Below are 16398 nucleotides of genomic sequence, written 5' to 3'. Positions count from 1 at the left end.
CAATGGCGTCGTCGGTGTTGTTGTTGCTGCGCTTTCGACCTCGCCGGTATTGTAGCGGTCAGCGCCGACGGTTTCGTCGAACTCGGCGGCAAGCTGGGCGGCAGCACCCTGATTGGCTGCAACCGTCAGGCTCGGACATCGTCGTCGAAGACGAAGCCGGAACCCTGGCTGTCGGCCAGTTGCACGGTCGCCGTCTGTGTGATGCTGTCGCCGTCGCCGTCGGTCCGGGTGACCTCGTACTGCAGCTCGATCTTGTTGCCCTGGGTCAGGGCCAGGATCTGGCTGGAATCGAACTGGTTGGAATCCTGGCCATGGTCGAGCGCTTCATACAGCGTCGTCTGCAACTGTTCGGAGCCGGGCGCGCCAACGATGGCGATCTTGAACACCATGTTGTTGTCGGTGTCGCGGCCGATGATCTCGCCGCCTTCCAGGAACAGCTTGATCGCACCGCCATCGGTTGCAAGCAGATTGGTGGCAAGGCCGGTGTCGGGAATGCCTGTGAATGAAAATGTGCCTGCCGTATTGCCTGCGCCATCTGCTCCGTAGACGCCGCCAATGAGGAATAGCGACGAAAGTCCGCCAATCAGGCCGGTGGTGACCTGCGCGAGGGCTGGTGCAGCATCGTCAGTGTTAGTGTTAGTGCCGCTCTCTGCTTCCCGGTGTTGTAGCGGTCAGGGCCAACGGTTTCGTCGACTTCGATGGTCAGCGTGCCTGATGCCTCACCGTTGGCTTGAACCGTCAATGTCGGGCCATCGTCCAGAACGTCGATGTTGAGGGTGGCCAAGGCGGCATCACCGTCTTCGTCCGTCACCACAACGTTGAAGCTGTCGAAAATACCTTCTGAAGTGCCGGTCGAGGCAGCATCAAGATGGTTCAACGTGTTGTCGTCGAGAACATAAGTCCAGCTATAGCCGCTGGCAGGGTTGCCCGTGACATTCAAGGTGCCATAAGTTCCTACAACCTTCCTACAACCTGGCCACCGTTGGTGACGTCGACGCCATTGATGACCAGGCTGCCAATGTCGTTCCCGGAATTGATGGCGAATGCGCCCGCTGCCTGCTCGGCATCGCTGCCGGGATTGGATCCATCCGCAAGCGCTTCCTCGTCGACAAAGAATCCGCTGCCGACATCGATGGTCGGATCGGTATCCCTCTCCCTGAGACCGGCGTAGAGTTCGCGGTTTTCATATTGTGGGAACTGCAACGCCGTCGGCGGCAGCAGGGCCGAGAGGTCGAAGCCATTGCCGATGCCCACCGTGTTTCGAAATTGCCGCCGGAGCTGTTGGCGGAGCCGGGTCCGACCGAGATCGATCCGTCAGGGCCGAAGGCGACATCCACGCCGCCTGCTTCAAGCGCCGCAATCAGGGCAACACGCGGGAGTTCGACGTCGCCGAGCATGAAGGTCGGCACGTTGGAGGCGGCATCCTTGACGACGATCTCGGTGCCGTCGGCCTGTTCGAGGATCAGGTTCTTGCCGTCGACCTTGATGTTGTCGACGGAGATGTTGGCAGGCAGATGGACGACGTTGGAGGCGTCGGCGGCATACTCGGCAGGAGCGGCCTGAGCCTGGGACGCTGCATTGGGCTGTGCGGCCTGGATCGGCTGGCCGGAGCCGGCATCGACGGGGACAGGATCGGCCTTTGCTGCAGGCTCGGTCGCCTGCGCGAGAAGCTGTGCTTCTGACAATGGCACTGCCCTATCGAGCAGCGCGTCGCTGTCGGTTGCAGATGCCGAAACGTTTCCCTGGTCAACGGAGGTTGCCATAGCCCATCCCCATATTTCTTGCTGGCCGTAGCAGAGCAGCGAGATTTGAGTGATTGCAACGGGGGCGTGCGCAAAGCTGCATATCCCCATATGCAGGCCAACATGAAAACTTAACGGGTGGTTAATTTAGCGAAGTCAGATGCGCCGGAACGACATCGACTAGCAGATTTTCGCCAAGTGTCGCGAGTATCGAACAAGGTCTGCTGTCAATGTCAGGAACCGTGTTCACAACTATCCGTTGACGACGAAGGAAAGCAGCAGGTCCGGCGACTTGACCGGCGCGCGGACGATGTTGAGCTGGCCACGATAGCGCCGTTCGGCTGTCGCGATGACGAAGCCGCTGGCGATCGGCACGCCATAATTGGCGTCGAGCCTTGTGAAGATGTCGGCGACGTTCAGGTCGAGGGACAATCTGAGGTCGCGACGCGCTTCTTCGCCAAATCCGATCGGCAAGTGCCGCTTGACCAGGTTCTGGAAGGCAGGGTTGAAGGTCAGGATCTTCTTTGTCGATGACAAGGCAAAGGCCGGCGCCGGGCAGGCACCCAGGATGGCGTTGATGGTCCGCAGCGAGGCCAGCTTGGCCAGCGCTGCTCTTTGATCGGTCATCCAGCGCAGGCAGGCAACACGGATGGCCGAGGTAAGATTGCCGGTCTCGTTGTTGGAGAGTTCGATCTCGTCGACCATTTCGCCGAGCGTCAACTGTTTGTCTTCAGCGAGTTGTTTCAGCGTTGCCCAAAACACGCGCTCGAGCTTGATGCCGCGTCGCGTGCCCTGACGCACGACAACGCGAAAATCCGATGTGAGATCGTCGGCCGTATAGATGTGGAGCGCGGGTCCACCAGGCGCTGCTCCACTATCGTTCATGGAGCGCCTCGTCGCGCGCCTTGTTGATAGGTTTCAGCAGGTAGCTCAGGATCGTCTTGCGCCCGGTGATGATCTCCACTGTACTGATCATGCCGGGAATGATGGAGTAGGATTTGCCATCGCGTTGCAGTGTCGAGCGGTCGGTCGAAACCCGGACTTGATAGTAGGGTTCCCCGGTGTTCTGGTCGACGAGGCTGTCGGCAGTGATGTTCTGCACCTTGCCGTCCAGGCCACCGAAAATCGAGAAATCATAGGCCGAGACCTTTATCAGCGCCTTCTGCTCCGGACGGATGAAGGCGACGTCGCGTGGCGAGACGCGTGCCTCGACGAGCAAAGTCTCTGACGTCGGCACGATGCCGGCCACGACAGCGCCGGGCTGGACGAAAGCGCCCAGCGTGTTGACGTCGAGCGTGTTGACAATGCCGTCCACGGGCGAGCGGATGTCGGTCCGTGCGACGCGGTCGGTGGCGCCTCGGATTGTCTCTTCCACGACCGAAAGCTCGGCCAGTGCCTGGGTCAGTTCGTCAAGCGCTTCCTGCTGCAGTTGCAGTCCGAACTCGTCGACCTGGAGTTTCGCCTCGACGATCGCAGCACCCGTTCGCTTGATCGTCTCATCGGCGAGATTGAGCTGGCCTCGCATCTCCGTCTGCTCGCGGTCGACACGAATCTGTTCGGTCTTGGCCATCAGGTTGCGCTTGACCATGGAGGTGACGAGCTCGGCTTCCCTGTCGCTGACCTTCAGGCTTTCGGTCAGGCGCTGGACATTGACCTTCGCCTCGTTGAGTTCCTTTTCGCGTTGGTCCAGTCGCGACTTCAGCACATTGAGCTGGTTTCGAAATTCTGCCGGCGTGCCACCAGCAGTTTCTGTTCGTTTCTCGCAGATCTCGGGGGCTGCTTTCACAAGGCTTTCGGGCAAGCGAGCGGCTCGCCGATCCGGCCTTCCTGCTCCTGCCTGAGACGGGCGATGCGGGCGCTCAGCGTGCGCGCCTTTGCCTGCTGTTCACCCAGGCTCGAGGTGTTGAGCGTATTGTCGAGCCTGATGATGAGGTCGTTCTTCTTGACCACCTGGCCGATCTTGACTGCAATCTCCTGGACTACGCCGGCCTCACTTGCCTGCACGATCTGGGTCTTGGATGCCGGAATGACCTTGCCTTCGCCACGCGCGATCTCGTCGATCTCGGCGAACGAAGCCCATACCACAAATGCCGCAAACAGGGCTGCGATGATCAACACCGCAGCCGATGCAAACAATGGTGGACGGTCTTCCCTGGCTATCATTAGAACTCCATTATATTGAGCAAGGCCAATACAATCACCCCTCAAACCGATGAATCTCAGCCACCTGGCTTCTGCAGCGCCTGAATGACTCTCTTTGGTCCATCCGCAACGACACGCCCCTGTTCGACCACAATGAGACGGTCGACGATTTCCAGCATACTGTAACGGTGGGTCGATATGATCAGAGTGGTCTTGTCGTCGAAGGCGACCTTGAGCTGCTTGATGAGTTGGCGCTCGGAGGCCAGGTCCATCGAACCTGACGGCTCGTCGAGAAAGACGATCTTCGGTTGGTCAGCAGCAGCCGCGCGATCGCCACCGCTTGTCTCTGCCCGCCAGAAAGATTGGTGCCGCGCTCGCCGACATTCATGTCGTAGCCGCGCGGATGGCGCGAAACGAATTCGTCGACGCCGGCGGCCTTGGCAGCGAGGATGATCTCCTCGTCCGTTGCCTCTGGGCGCGCCATCAGCAGGTTTCCTTGATCGTGCCTGAAAACAGGTCGCCGGCCTGGGCGACGATGCCTACGGCGGCGCGAACTTCCGAGGGGTGATACTGGCGCACGTCGATGCCGTCGAGCAGCAACTCGCCCGTCGTCGGCAAATAGAGCCGCCCAACCAGCCGGCCGAAGGTCGTCTTGCCTGAGCCGATACGTCCGATGATGCCGATGCGCTCGCCCGGATTGATCGACAGGTTGACCCCCGTCAGGACCTCCGCCTCGGTGCCGGGATAGACGAAGCCGACATTGCGCAGCGTCAGCGCACCGACCCGGATCGGGCGGTTGACGAAGCCGACGGTGTCGGGCCGGTCCTCGGGTTGTTGCATGATGGAATTCAACACGCGCAACGACAGCATCGCCTGGCGGAAGCGGAGATCGTCATCGCGCAGTTGGCCAAGCGGTGCACGGCGCGCCGGAGAGCATCACGGCGGCGATGATGGCACCGGTGGAGATCGCGCCGCTGTCGAATGCGTAGGCTCCTGCCACCACCAGCGCCACCGTCACCAGTTGCTGGATGAACTGAGTGATGTTGGCCGCGGCAGCCGAAAGCTGCTTGATCTTCTCGGAGGTGTTGGCGCATTTTTGGAATGCTCGCGCCACTTGCGCAGCAGATAGGCTTCAGCGCGCAGCGACTTGATCGTCTCGACAGTCGATATCGACTCGACAAGCAGCGCCTGGCGTTGGGAAGCCTCGTTCATCGACGCGGCAACGCGCTTTCCGATGCGATGCTGGGCGACAAGCCCGATGATGATCGCGGCGATGAAGGCGATGATCGGCACGATCACCAGCCAGCTTGCGACGGCATATATTACCAGCAGGAAGATGAAGACGAAGGCGGTGTCGATGAAAGTGCTGACGGTGTTGGAGGTGAAGAACTCGCGGACAAATTCGTATTGCGTAACGCGGTTGGCATACTCGCCGGTGGATGCCGGGCGAGCACTGAGTGAAGTGTTGAGGACCTTCTCGAACAGCATGTAGGAATGCGCAGGTCGGCCTTGCGGCCGGCATGGTCGATGAGTGCAGCGCGCGCCGTCTTCAGCAACAGGTCGAAAAGGATTGCGGTCGCGACGCCGATTGCCAGCACCCACAATGACGAGATACTTGTTGGGCAGGATGCGGTCATAGACATTCATCGTGAAGATGGGGAGGCGATGGCCAGTAGATTGATGAAGATCGCCGCCAGCGCCACGCGCGAATAGGACCGCCAGAACGCGCCCAAGGTCCCGAACAGCCAATGCGGGCGTTCGATCTTGGCCGCATTGCCGACATTCATGGCTTCAGCGGTATTGGCATAGGTAATGGAGAAGCAGACGCCGCCTGAAATCGGAATGGATGTCAGTTCGGCACGTGATATCGACGTGCGGCCGTCTTCCTGGGGTCCGGTCAGGAACTCCGCGCCGTCGCCTTGTTCGGCCAGTATTGCGATCGGCAGGCGATTGGAGCGAAAGATGATGGCCGGCAGGTCGAAGCGACCGCGCATGAAATCGCGATGCGCGAACTCGGTCGTCTCGAGGCCGATCCGTTCGGCAAGGTGCCTGATCTCCTGGACCTCGATCCGCTCTTCTGAGATGGGTACGCCGGCGAACAGCACGGTTTCGGCGCTCGGCCGGCCCAGAAAAGCGGCCACAGCCGAGAAGCAGGACTTGAACGCTTCGACCGGGGTCTGGATATGCGCCTGCTGATTCATGACGGACGGGGTCTGCCGTCAGACGCCCTACTTCTTTCTGACTGGGGCCAAGAGATCAAAAGGCATGTCGTTTGCCTGCTGCGAAGGTGTCCGCGCATAAGTCTCGGTGTCGGCTGTCGCCGGCACGTTGAACTCGGTTCGGGCATAGGCTTCAGCCTGCTTTGCCGGCGCAAGGTTCATCGTCTTCAGCAGCTGTCCGGTTGCTGCCAGCAGACGATACTCTGCGAAAAGCGACGCGAATGCGGCAGTGTTGGAGAGAGTGGCGGTGTTGAAGCGCGTGTTCTGCGCGTCGAGCACGTCGAGCAGCGAACGCTGGCCGACCTTGAACTGCTCACGATAGGAGGTGACCAGCCTGTCGTTGGCGATGGACTGCTGGCGCAGCGTCTTGGCCAGATCAGCCTGGCGGAAGCGGCGGTCCCATGAAATCCGCACGGCCTCCTCGATCTCGCGCTGCACCTGATGCAGGGCGAGCCGCTGCTCGCTGACGCGCCGGATCTGCTCCTGCTCGTTGGCCTTGTCGATGCCACCACGGTACAGGTTCCAGCGCAACACAAGCCGTGCCTGCAGATCGTTGGTTTCGTCCTCGGCACCGTCAATGTCGTTGCCGATCCGGGCGCGACCTTCGGCGACGACCTCGGGGCCGTATTTGGCGCGGGCCGCATCGACGAGCGAAGCTGCCGCGTCGATATCGCTATTGGCCATGTGGACGCGTGGATTGTTGCGGCGCGCAAGGCCGAGCGCATCGTCGAGCGAACGGGGTAGGGCCTTGGCGACCGAGCCCGGCTTGGACGGGTTGGTCAGCGGCTTGCCGACAGTCTTGAAGAAGCGGATCTTTGCCGCTTCAAGCTCTTCCGAGGCTTCCTGCACGCGAGCCTTGGCGGCATAGAGCCGCTCCTCGGCCTGCTGGCGGTCGGCGTCGGTGAGTGCGCCGCCCTGGATGCCCTCGCGAATGTCGCCGAGGATCGACTGATGGAAACCGAGGTTGCGCTTGGCGTCGCCGACGATCTGCGCCTGCAGCAGGTATTCGAGGTAGTCCTGGACGACCGACAGACCGATGAATTCGGAGCGTTCGAGAACGCGGAAGGATGCGCCGTCGACGCGCGATGCCTGACGGGTCAGTTCGGCGCGCCGGGCGCCATTGTCGAAGAGCTTCTGGGTGACGACCACGCCGGCTTCCGACGGGTACAACTCGTCGTCTTCGATGCCGTTCAGGCGCCGCGACGGGTTGTCGAGGCGGCGCACGCCGGTCGATGCTTCGAGGTCTACGCTTGGGAGGTAGAGCCCTTTTGCCTGCCTGAGCTCGAATTCGATTGCTTCGCGGTTTTCGATTGCCTGGCCGATTTCCGGATTGGATTCGACGGCGACAGCCATTGCTTCCTTGAGCGTCAGCGCTTTTGCACCCGTGCCCGACAGCATGGTCGCGGCAAACATGATGGTGAGCCGCGCCGCAAGTTGCCCAAAACGCTTCGGCATAAAGTATCTCCCACTCCCATCCCGACGCAGAGCGTTCGAGACCCCAATCGTACCCAACTGAATGCAATTATCCAGAAGAGAACTGAAATCGACAGTGTTTTGGTTACTTTGGTATCGATTCGATCGCATTCGAGCCATTTGTCGCCGCTGTGATGCAAAAATGCTACATTTCCTGCGCCTAAAATACATTTGTTGGGTTAGCGCTGAGGTTGTGTTCTCACCGCGCGGCCAAGCGAGATATGCTCACACTCAGCTTGGGATTGCGGCAGCGGCCTGATGCCGAGTCGCAGTGAAGTGTTCGGTCCGTCTTTTTCTGCGGGGACCGGATTATTGCTGCAGAGGACCTTCACCGGGCGCTATCGCGGCAAAATTGTTGCTGGCGGAGGCGATTTGCCCCGATCCCGGACGCGCGCCGTGGATCCATGCACGGTCGGTGCTGAACGAGTAGAGAGGGACATAGCTCTTGAGCGCCTCGTCGCGCAGGACCTGGTTGCTCAGATTGTCGAGAATGAAGGTTCCACTCTGGGTGGCAACGGACAACACCGCGTGAAAGACGCCCCGACTCGCGTCCTGGAGAACCACCAGCGACATGCTTTGTGCCGGAACACCCGCTTTTATCAGTGCCGACATCTTGAGAATGGCAAAATCTTCACAGTCGCCCGCACCGCGCGACAGTATTTCAGCCGGTTTCGCCCAGTAATCCAGATTGCCGTAGACACCCTGATCCTTGCGATAGGCGATCATGGTGTTGACGGCACGGTTCACGACGGCGAGCTTGTCGAGAAATTTCCTGTCGCGGCTGTTCACTGCAAGTCCGAAAAGTGCAGCGCCATTCTTGCCGCATGAGGTTTCGGTGCAGCCGCCGATGTCGCGATAGACCTTGGCCCACCGGCCTGCTACCGGGAAGTTGCGCATCGGAATTGCGACCGACCCGAAAACACCCGGGATGATGGCCGCTGTCTTCATCGGGTCGACGCCCGCCGGCGTTTCCACTTGACCAACTGCGGTTCGCGCAAGGAGCCCGTAGCCATCGAAGTCCGGTCCAAACTGGAAGGGCTTGGCCGCAACGGCTGCCGGTGGTTCCGCCAGCATCAAGCCACCAAGAAGCTGTGGCATGCGCGTCTCAATCGAGACGGTTGCTTCAGTGACGCGATCCTGACTTGCCATGGCGCCTTGCACGGCTACAGCAAGGAATGCTGCAGCTGCAAAGCTCTTGGTCAGGTATCTTGCAATATTGGCCGTCGTTGCTTTCATCGCGCTCACCTATTTTGATGAACGATAGCAACGGCGTATCAAATTATCGGAAAGGAACTAGGACAATTCTCCCATAATATCGCTGCTATATTTTAGATCAAATTTTATCGAAGTTTTTCACTTGCAGCATAGGTGACTGGCGCTCCGCCGCGATCCATGGCCTTCTGTTTCGAAACAGGAGCCAGGCAATTTGGTCGAAACGGCGCGCATCTGGCGCGGGGTGGGGTGCGACGTATGAAGCAGGCGCGTCCTGTGCTGATCAATATCGCAGCCGCGGCAGCCATCGGCGCTATCGCGTTCGTCGTCGCGTCGGTGCCAAGTTTGCCACGGCAGCCGGTTTTCAGCGACGCGGGTGAAGCGGACCTCCATCCAGTTCGGGTCCTGGAAAATGGATCGGGGCGGACAGCTGGCGGGACGGAGCCTGCCGCCTCGCGTGCGATCGCGCCCGACATTGTTGCGCCGCCCGAGGTTCCGGGGCTCGGACTGGAACGTATCGAGGCGCGGCCGCCGCTCGGCGAACTCGGGCTTGCCGCGCCTCCGAAACCGGTCAAGCCCGACGATTGGAGAGGCACCGTGCTGTACCGTCCGGTCGTGACCTCATCCGCTTCGTTCGAGGCGATGGGCTATACCATCCTCGTGGCCGGCACCGAGCCGATCAGACCGGATCAGTCCTGCGACTTCGCGGGTGGCATGGCGCTGTGGCGAGCGTGCCAGGCTCGCCTTCCGCTACTGGTTGCGAGGCCGCGCACCGCTGTGCCAGGTGTTTCCGCCGGCCGAGAGGCGGCCGGTTGCGGCCGCATGCAAGCTTGGCAAACAGGATGTCGGAGCCTGGCTGGTTGCCAATGGTTGGGCCTACGCGCGCCCAGGCGGCGGCTACGAAAAGGCCGAGGCCGTCGCGCGCAAGGCGAAGATGGGTGTGTTCGGGCCACCAGATTGAGCCTGCCAGGCCATTCAAACCAGCGCTCGGGGCTGTTACTATGCCGATACGACGCGACTTTCGACCGGTTTGGTCAAACTGTTCGAAATCGCACAAGGAATGTTTCATTCTCCACAGGTAGATCGATTCGACCATGGAGCGGAGGGATCTGGCGTGGACACTTCTGGTACGGGCAATACGGTTGGCATTTCTGCGGCGGCGGCGCGCGCTATGCCGGGCTTGGCACGGCTGCCTGCGTCGTCATTGCGGCGGGTGCGGCTGCACTCCTGTTTCAAGGCAGGCTGACGGCATATTCTGGCGCGGAGTGATTGGCGCCGGTGTCGTTGCGGGCTCGTCGCTGCACCGCTCCTTACGATCATCGCCAATGAACGACGCAAGTTCGGCGCGCTGAAATCGGAAGTCAGCCGCCTGTCGTCGGTTGATCCCTGACCTCCTGCCTGAACGGCAGCGTGTTCGCCAGCCTGATCGACGCCTTTCGCAACTCGCCCTCCAGCCGGCAGGGCGCCTTGCTGGTTGTCGACATCGACGACTTCAGGGCGATCAATGCCCGGTTCGGCCATGCCTGGGGCGACGAGGTGCTCAAGATCGTCGCCGGTGCGATCAAGTCGTCCGTCCGTGGCGGCGATTTGGTCGGCCGCATCGGTGGCGAGGAGTTCGGGGTCTTCCTGCCCGGCGCCAGCAAAGAGAATGCCGAGCGCGTCGCCGAGCGTATCCGTGGCTCGATCTCCGATACCGTGCTCGAACCGGGTGGCCGCCAGTGCCCGCTGACGGTCAGCGTGGGAGCCGTCCTGTTCGACGATCAGTTCGAGTTCGACGAGATGTTCCGCAAGGCCAACGGCCGTCTTGACGAAGCAAAGGCCCGCGGCCGCAACCGCGTCGAATTCACCGACATGTCGGACGACGGTGACGACAAGCCCAGCCTGAACGCTTGAGGCAACCATTCCCTTTTTCGCCATATTGAGGCTTCTTTCCGAAAGTCGGCATTTTAGCGATTTCGGCAACACATCCTGAAATGTCAACGTGTCCTAATGTATCGCAAATTCTGGCGAGGGGAGGGCATGCGAAACTTTCGTCGGGTCGAAAAAGGGCGGTTCCGCGATCGGCACTGCCCTTGCTGCTGATGATGACCGACGTCGCTGGCGTGTTTCTGCCTGAGCAACAAGGCGGACAGGCGACGGAACTCACTTGTGCGCTGATGGCGCGCACCGGGACATTTCACGCTGCAACACGAGTTGGCTGGAAGGCATATCGCGAGATCCTAATGTGGCGTCGGGCTTGATTCGAATTCAGCACCGAGAGAGGGAGAAAATCCGGTGACCGACAGCAGGAAGCTTCTTGTTAGCGCGGCCGCCGCGTTTGCCATCAGCGCGTTGCCGATCAAGCTCGACATCGGGTCAATCGGCGGCTTTGCCCAGACATCCGCTTTTGCCAAGAGCGAGAATGGCGGTGGCAACGGTGGTGGCAATGGTGGAGGTGGCGATCGAGGCAATGGTGGTGGCAAGAGCAGCGGGTCGTCCAACGGCAAGTCCGCATCGGCCGCCGGCAAGACCAAATCGAACGGAGGTGTCCAGACGGCTTCTGTCGGCAACGTGATGAAGTCGATCTTCGGCGGCGGCCAGACCAAGAAGTCGGCGGCTGCGAACAACAAGCGCACGACGCCAAAAACCGCCAAGGCCAAGCAGAATCCCAAGACCCCGCCGGCCAACATACTGCCGGCCTCCGTGGTGGTGCCAGCGGCAAAGCCCATCGAGGAAAAGAACCTCAATGCGCGCCTGGCGGCTCTCAACTCACTTAATCGAAACTACCACGCCTATCTGAACTCGCAGTCTCCGCGGATGGCGCTTGTCAGGGAGTATGTCCTGAATTCTGCCAAGGCAGAGCTGGCGGGCGAAGCTGCAGCAGCAGCAGCCGAAAAGGCCGCCCAGTTGCAAGCTGCGTTGGATGCGGCCGCAGCAGTCATCGTGCCTTTTGACGGCGGTGCGCCAATTGCAGATCCGACCGCAGATGCACTTCAGGCGCGCCTCGACGCGCTGGATGCCCTGGAGCCGCCGGTCGATCCGGCCGACCTGGCCGCATTCGAGGCGGAGAAGGCAGCGCTGTCTGATGCACTTGCGGCCGCAGAAGATTTGGCCAAGGCAGAAGAGGAGCTTGCAGACGCCCAAGCGGCGGCCGATGCCGCGGCCGACGGCACCAGCGAAGACGACCTCAACGAGGCGCTGCTCGCCGCAGCCAATCCCAATCGCGTCGGCGACGCCTATTTGAATGACGAGGTCATGGATTGGGCCAAGGATGTCCTTGGCGTCGGCGACGCTTACGGCAAGATCGACGAGGTCAAGGCCACCTTCCCAAGCGAGACAGCGGAAGCAACTGTGGTGGTCGAACCAGTGTCTGAGGCTGCGCCCCCTGTGCCGCTCGTTCTGCCGGCCAACTAAAGCCATCGTTCGGTTGGTCGCATGCCAGCCAAGATTCTAATCGCTGCCGGGCATCTGGCGGCGGTCAGGCCAAGGGGCAGTGGTTAGGCGCGCCTCACTCCGGTCGTCGTAGATGGCAGCCGTGTCGGGTTAGGAAATCGACAGAATCTCAAGCTCGCGCTGCCCCAGCATGACGATGTCGCCGACGGCCTTGCCGATTAGCGCCAAGGCGACCGGCGAACCATGCGAGATGGAGGCTCGAGACGGGTTGGCCTCGTCCTCGCCGACGATGCGGAAGCTCTGGGTGCGGCCATCGTCACGCTCGAACTTGACGGTGTGACCAAACGCAACCACCTCGTTCGAGACCGGCGCCGGCATGAGCTGGGCCGTACGCACGCGTTCAGCAAAATAGCGCACGTCCCGCATCGGAACCGCCGACTGCCGTCGCCGTTCATTGACGTCTTCAAGCAAATTCGCGGCCTCGAGTGCTTGCTGGGCGCGGGCCAGATCATCCTTCAGCATCTGAAGGCCCGCCTCCGTGACGAGGTTGATCCGATCGGAGATAGGGCGTGCCGGCAGAATGGTTTCCGATGCCGCCTCAGCACTTTCTTCCTTGGCAAATGCGACGCTCAATTGGCCGATACTCCGTCGAACTCTGTTCCCAAGTCGTAGCCCACAGCCAACAATAAAGCTGCAACAATCTGCTGGCGGAGCTCGAGCCGATGCGGCCGGCGGATGCTCATGATCACGGCGCCACCGAAAAAAAGGCTCGCGAGCGACGGCGCATCGATGTCATGAAGTATGGACATTCGTATTGACACAAATACAGATGTTCATTACCTCTGGGCGCAATTGCAGAGCGTGCTCGGGAGGAACCATCGGATGACCATCAACGTAGCCCCTGTCGGCTTGGCGCGGGATCTTGCCGAGCGCGGCAAGTCCGGCAAGCCGATCCGCATTGGCCTGATCGGCTCGGGCGAGATGGGCACCGACATTGTGGCGCGGGTGGCGCACACATGCCCGGCATCGAGGTCGGCGCGATCTCCGAGCTCAACCTGCCCAACGCGCATCGCGCGTCGACATCGCCTATCAGGAGAAGGGTCACCCGCGAAGTTGCCTCCGGTTCGGCGCTGAACGAAGCCATCGAAGCCGGCAAGGTCGCGGTCACCAACGATGCTGATCTCATCCTCAACAGCGGCCTGATCGACGTCGTCATCGATGCGACGGGCGTTCCTGCCGTCGGCGCCGAGATCGGCCTGCGCGCCATGGAGCATGGCAAGCATCTGGTGATGATGAATGTCGAGGCCGACGTCACCATCGGTGCCTATCTCAAGTCAGAGGCCGACAGGCTTGGCGTCACCTATTCGCTCGGCGCCGGCGACGAGCCGTCGTCCTGCATGGAGCTGATCGAGTTCGTCTCGGCGATGGGCCACACCATCGTCGCTGCCGGCAAAGGGCAAGAACAACCCGCTCAACATCGACGCCGTGCCGCACGACTATGCCGAGGAAGCGGCCCGCCGCAACATGAACGTGCGTATGCTTGTCGAGTTCGTCGACGGCTCCAAGACCATGGTCGAGATGGCGGCGATCGCCAATGCCACCGGTCTGGTGCCGGACAAGGCCGGCATGCACGGCCCGGCCGCGACCTTGCCGGAGCTCAACAAGGTGCTGGTCCCGGAGAAGGACGGCGGTGTTCTCTCCAAGGTCGGCGTCGTCGACTATTCGATCGGCAAGGGGGTTGCCCCCGGCGTGTTCGTCATCGCCGACATGTCGCATCCGCGCATCCGCGAGCGCATGGAAGATTTGAAGATGGGCCATGGCCCGTATTTCACCTTCCACCGGCCCTATCACCTGACCTCGCTCGAGGTGCCGCTGACCTGCGCCCGCGTGGTGCTCTACGGCAAGGCCGACATGGTGCCGCTGGCCAAGCCGGTGGCTGATGTCTGTGCGGTGGCCAAGAAGGATCTTGCGCCCGGCGACGCGCTCGATGCCATCGGCGAATACACCTACCGCGCCTGGATCATGACGGCGGGCGAGGCCCGTGCGGCAAAAGCCATCCCCTGCGGCCTGCTGCAGGGCGGCACGGTGACGGCCCCGATCAAAAAGGGCGAGCTGATCACCACTGCCAATGCATCAGTCGCGCCAGGCTCCAAGATCGCCGAGCTGCGCGCGAGGCAGGACAGGCTGGTTTACGGGGCGGAGGCATAATCGTGGCCCAGCTTAAGACCAAGGACCTGCCGACGGGCGTGAACCTGCCCTTCATCTACCGGGAATACAGTGCCGAGCGGCTGAAGCAGGCCCTGCACAAGATGTATCTCATCCGCCAGTTCGAAGAGGGCGCGGAAGAATCCTACATGCGTGGTCTGATCCACGGCACGATGCACCTGTCCATCGGCCAGGAGGCGAGCGCCATGGGCATCTGCATGCCGCTCACCAATGACGACCAGATCACCTCGACGCATCGCGGCCATGGTCACTGCATTGCCAAGGGTGCTGAAGTGTCGAAGATGTTCGCCGAGTTCTTTGGCAAAACGACCGGCTATTGCCGCGGCCGCGGCGGCTCGATGCACATCGCCGACGTGACGACGGGTAATCTCGGTGCCAATGGCATCGTTGGCGGCGGCATTCCGATCGCCGTGGGTGCGGCACTCACCGCCAAGCGCCTGAAATCTGATCGCGTCGTCATCTCCTTCTTCGGCGACGGCGCCAACAATGAGGGCGCCTTCCACGAGGCGCTCAACATGGCCTCGCTGTGGAAGCTGCCGGTCATCTTCGTCTGCGAAAACAACGGCTACGGCATGTCGACCTCGATGGCGCGCTCGACCGCGGTGCCGAATGTCGCCGACCGCGCCGCCGCCTATTCGATGCCGGGTGTGATCGTTGACGGCAACGTGCTGTCGGAGGTTGCCGAGGCCAGCCACGCAGCGGTTCGCCGGGCGAGGGCAGGGGAAGGGCCGACGCTGATCGAGTCCAAGACCTACCGCCATCGCGGCCACTCGAAGAGCGACCGTAATCGCTACCGGACCAAGGAAGAGATCGAGGACTGGATGACCAACCGCGATCCGATCGTCCGCTACGAGAATGAACTGATGGAATTCGGCATCATCGACAAAGCTGGCATCGAGGCCATCCGCGAGGCGGTCGCAAAGGAGATCGCCGACGGCATCGAGTTCGCCAAGGCAAGCCCGTCGCCCGAGATCCGCAATCTCGAACGCTACGTCTACACGGAGACTGTGTAATGGATCAGGCCGTGCGTGAGCTGAGCTATGCCCAGGCGATCCAGGAAGCCATGGCGATTGCCCTGGAGACCGACGAGCGCGTCTTCCTCATGGGCGAGGACATCGGCGTCTATGGCGGTGCCTTCCAGGTGACCGGCGACCTGGTCGAGCGCTTCGGCGCCGATCGCGTCATCGATACGCCGATCTCCGAACTTGGTGGCGCCGGCGTTGCCGTAGGTGCCGCCGTGACAGGCCTCCGGCCTATCTTCGAGTTCCAGTTCTCCGACTTCGCCACGCTCGCCATGGAGCAGATCGTCAACCAGGCCGCCAAGATGCGCTACATGCTCGGCGGCGCGGTGTCGGTGCCCGTGGTCATGCGCTTTCCGGCAGGTTCGGGCACGGGTGCTGCAGCCCAGCACAGCCAGAGCCTTGAAGCCTGGCTCGGCCATGTGCCCGGCTTGAAGGTCATCCAGCCTGCGACGCCTTATGACGCCAAGGGCATGCTGCTCGCGGCCGTTGCCGATCCGGATCCGGTGATGATCTTCGAGCACAAGCTGCTCTACAAGACCAAGGGCCCGGTGCCCGAGGGCTATTACACCGTGCCGATCGGCAAGGCCGAGATCCGTCGTGAGGGCCGCGACCTCACCATCGTCGCCACCTCGATCATGGTGCACAAGGCGCTCGAAGCCGCCAAGACGCTCGAAGCCGAAGGCATCGACGTCGAGGTCGTCGACCTGCGCACCATCAGGCCGATGGACAAGGAAACCGTCATCGAGAGTGTCAAGAAGACGTCGCGCCTGCTCTGCGTCTATGAAGGCGTGAAGACCCTTGGCGTTGGAGCTGAAGTCAGCGCCATGATCGCCGAGAGCGAGGCCTTCGACTTCCTCGATGCGCCGATCGTCCGCCTCGGCGGCGCCGAGACGCCGATCCCCTACAATCCGGAACTGGAAAGGCGACCGTGCCGCAAGTGCCCGACATCCTGGCCGCCGCGCGCAGCCTCGCCACGGGGAGCCGCTAGAC

The 16398-nt window shown here is 61.6% G+C and carries 14 protein-coding genes and 3 pseudogenes; 6 read left to right on the top strand and 11 right to left on the bottom strand.

Annotated elements, in window-relative coordinates:
* Positions 1-125: 125 nt before the first annotated feature.
* The 9 genes and pseudogenes from SLT36_RS29660 to SLT36_RS29620 form a co-directional block, all read right to left on the bottom strand.
* Complete coding sequence (locus tag SLT36_RS29660; protein ID WP_432289217.1) at positions 126-557, bottom strand: DUF5801 repeats-in-toxin domain-containing protein; 432 nt, start codon at positions 555-557, stop codon at positions 126-128.
* Positions 558-583: 26 nt separating this feature from the next.
* The gene (locus SLT36_RS29655; RefSeq protein WP_432288652.1) at positions 584-940 is read right to left on the bottom strand and encodes a hypothetical protein; all 357 of its coding nucleotides are present in this window, start codon (positions 938-940) and stop codon (positions 584-586) included.
* A 25-nt stretch (positions 941-965) separates the two neighbouring features.
* Entirely contained in the window at positions 966-1763 is a 798-nt protein-coding gene (locus SLT36_RS29650) for a hypothetical protein (RefSeq protein ID WP_432288650.1), read from the bottom strand.
* Positions 1764-1994: 231 nt separating this feature from the next.
* A complete protein-coding gene (locus tag SLT36_RS29645) occupies positions 1995-2627 on the bottom strand; it encodes a ribbon-helix-helix domain-containing protein (protein WP_432288649.1) in 633 nt (210 codons plus the stop codon).
* Positions 2617-3543: an HlyD family type I secretion periplasmic adaptor subunit gene (locus SLT36_RS29640; protein WP_432288647.1), complete on the bottom strand. Its 927-nt coding sequence runs from the start codon at positions 3541-3543 to the stop codon at positions 2617-2619. The genes SLT36_RS29645 and SLT36_RS29640 overlap by 11 nt, the downstream gene beginning before the upstream one ends.
* A complete protein-coding gene (locus tag SLT36_RS29635) occupies positions 3525-3905 on the bottom strand; it encodes a biotin/lipoyl-binding protein (protein ID WP_432288646.1) in 381 nt (126 codons plus the stop codon). Before SLT36_RS29635 ends, SLT36_RS29640 begins: the two co-directional genes overlap by 19 nt.
* Positions 3906-3961: 56 nt before the next feature.
* Positions 3962-6085: pseudogene (locus tag SLT36_RS29630) on the bottom strand (type I secretion system permease/ATPase).
* Between the two features lie 27 nt (positions 6086-6112).
* Positions 6113-7558: a TolC family outer membrane protein gene (locus tag SLT36_RS29625; RefSeq protein ID WP_432288644.1), complete on the bottom strand. Its 1446-nt coding sequence runs from the start codon at positions 7556-7558 to the stop codon at positions 6113-6115.
* A 327-nt stretch (positions 7559-7885) separates the two neighbouring features.
* Complete coding sequence (locus SLT36_RS29620; protein ID WP_432288642.1) at positions 7886-8812, bottom strand: transglutaminase-like cysteine peptidase; 927 nt, start codon at positions 8810-8812, stop codon at positions 7886-7888.
* Between the two features lie 234 nt (positions 8813-9046).
* Between SLT36_RS29620 and SLT36_RS29615 the strand changes: the two genes are divergently transcribed.
* The 3 genes from SLT36_RS29615 (at position 9047) to SLT36_RS29605 (ending at position 12181) form a co-directional block, all read left to right on the top strand.
* On the top strand, positions 9047-10057 hold the full coding sequence (locus SLT36_RS29615; RefSeq protein WP_432288640.1) for a hypothetical protein: 1011 nt from the start codon (positions 9047-9049) through the stop codon (positions 10055-10057).
* Positions 10058-10174: 117 nt separating this feature from the next.
* Positions 10175-10681 (top strand): GGDEF domain-containing protein, encoded by a 507-nt coding sequence (locus tag SLT36_RS29610; RefSeq protein ID WP_432289215.1) that lies wholly within the window; start codon positions 10175-10177, stop codon positions 10679-10681.
* A 381-nt stretch (positions 10682-11062) separates the two neighbouring features.
* Positions 11063-12181 carry a hypothetical protein gene (locus SLT36_RS29605; RefSeq protein WP_432288638.1) on the top strand — a complete coding sequence of 373 codons (1119 nt, stop codon included), beginning with the start codon at positions 11063-11065 and terminating at the stop codon, positions 12179-12181.
* 129 nt (positions 12182-12310) lie between these two features.
* Here the strand turns inward: SLT36_RS29605 and greA are convergent, their stop codons facing one another.
* Together greA and SLT36_RS29595 are read right to left on the bottom strand one after the other, a co-directional pair.
* The gene (gene greA, locus SLT36_RS29600) at positions 12311-12793 is read right to left on the bottom strand and encodes a transcription elongation factor GreA (protein ID WP_432288637.1); all 483 of its coding nucleotides are present in this window, start codon (positions 12791-12793) and stop codon (positions 12311-12313) included.
* Complete coding sequence (locus SLT36_RS29595; RefSeq protein WP_432288635.1) at positions 12790-12969, bottom strand: hypothetical protein; 180 nt, start codon at positions 12967-12969, stop codon at positions 12790-12792. The genes greA and SLT36_RS29595 overlap by 4 nt, the downstream gene beginning before the upstream one ends.
* A 73-nt stretch (positions 12970-13042) precedes the next feature.
* Here SLT36_RS29595 and SLT36_RS29590 point away from each other — a divergent pair.
* The 3 genes and pseudogenes from SLT36_RS29590 (at position 13043) to SLT36_RS29580 (ending at position 16396) form a co-directional block, all read left to right on the top strand.
* A pseudogene (locus SLT36_RS29590) lies at positions 13043-14368 on the top strand (NAD(P)H-dependent oxidoreductase).
* A gap of 2 nt (positions 14369-14370) precedes the next feature.
* On the top strand, positions 14371-15399 hold the full coding sequence (locus SLT36_RS29585; protein WP_432288633.1) for a thiamine pyrophosphate-dependent dehydrogenase E1 component subunit alpha: 1029 nt from the start codon (positions 14371-14373) through the stop codon (positions 15397-15399).
* Positions 15399-16396 (top strand): annotated as a pseudogene (locus SLT36_RS29580) (alpha-ketoacid dehydrogenase subunit beta). Before SLT36_RS29585 ends, SLT36_RS29580 begins: the two are co-directional and overlap by 1 nt.
* The last annotated feature ends 2 nt before the right edge of the window (positions 16397-16398 follow it).

Source organism: Aminobacter sp. BA135 (assembly GCF_050859125.1).
In the GTDB taxonomy this organism is placed as follows: Bacteria; Pseudomonadota; Alphaproteobacteria; order Rhizobiales; family Rhizobiaceae; genus Aminobacter; species Aminobacter ciceronei.
Note: the sequence above shows the minus strand (reverse complement) of the source record. Positions and strands in the feature narration are given on the sequence as shown.

Coding starts and splice junctions, on each gene's coding strand:
- SLT36_RS29595 (WP_432288635.1), bottom strand. CDS start 12,969: ATGTCCATACTTCATGACATCGATGCGCCGTCGCTCGCGAGCCTTTTT.
- SLT36_RS29645 (WP_432288649.1), bottom strand. CDS start 2,627: ATGAACGATAGTGGAGCAGCGCCTGGTGGACCCGCGCTCCACATCTAT.
- SLT36_RS29625 (WP_432288644.1), bottom strand. CDS start 7,558: ATGCCGAAGCGTTTTGGGCAACTTGCGGCGCGGCTCACCATCATGTTT.
- SLT36_RS29615 (WP_432288640.1), top strand. CDS start 9,047: ATGAAGCAGGCGCGTCCTGTGCTGATCAATATCGCAGCCGCGGCAGCC.
- SLT36_RS29635 (WP_432288646.1), bottom strand. CDS start 3,905: ATGATAGCCAGGGAAGACCGTCCACCATTGTTTGCATCGGCTGCGGTG.
- SLT36_RS29620 (WP_432288642.1), bottom strand. CDS start 8,812: ATGAAAGCAACGACGGCCAATATTGCAAGATACCTGACCAAGAGCTTT.
- SLT36_RS29650 (WP_432288650.1), bottom strand. CDS start 1,763: ATGGCAACCTCCGTTGACCAGGGAAACGTTTCGGCATCTGCAACCGAC.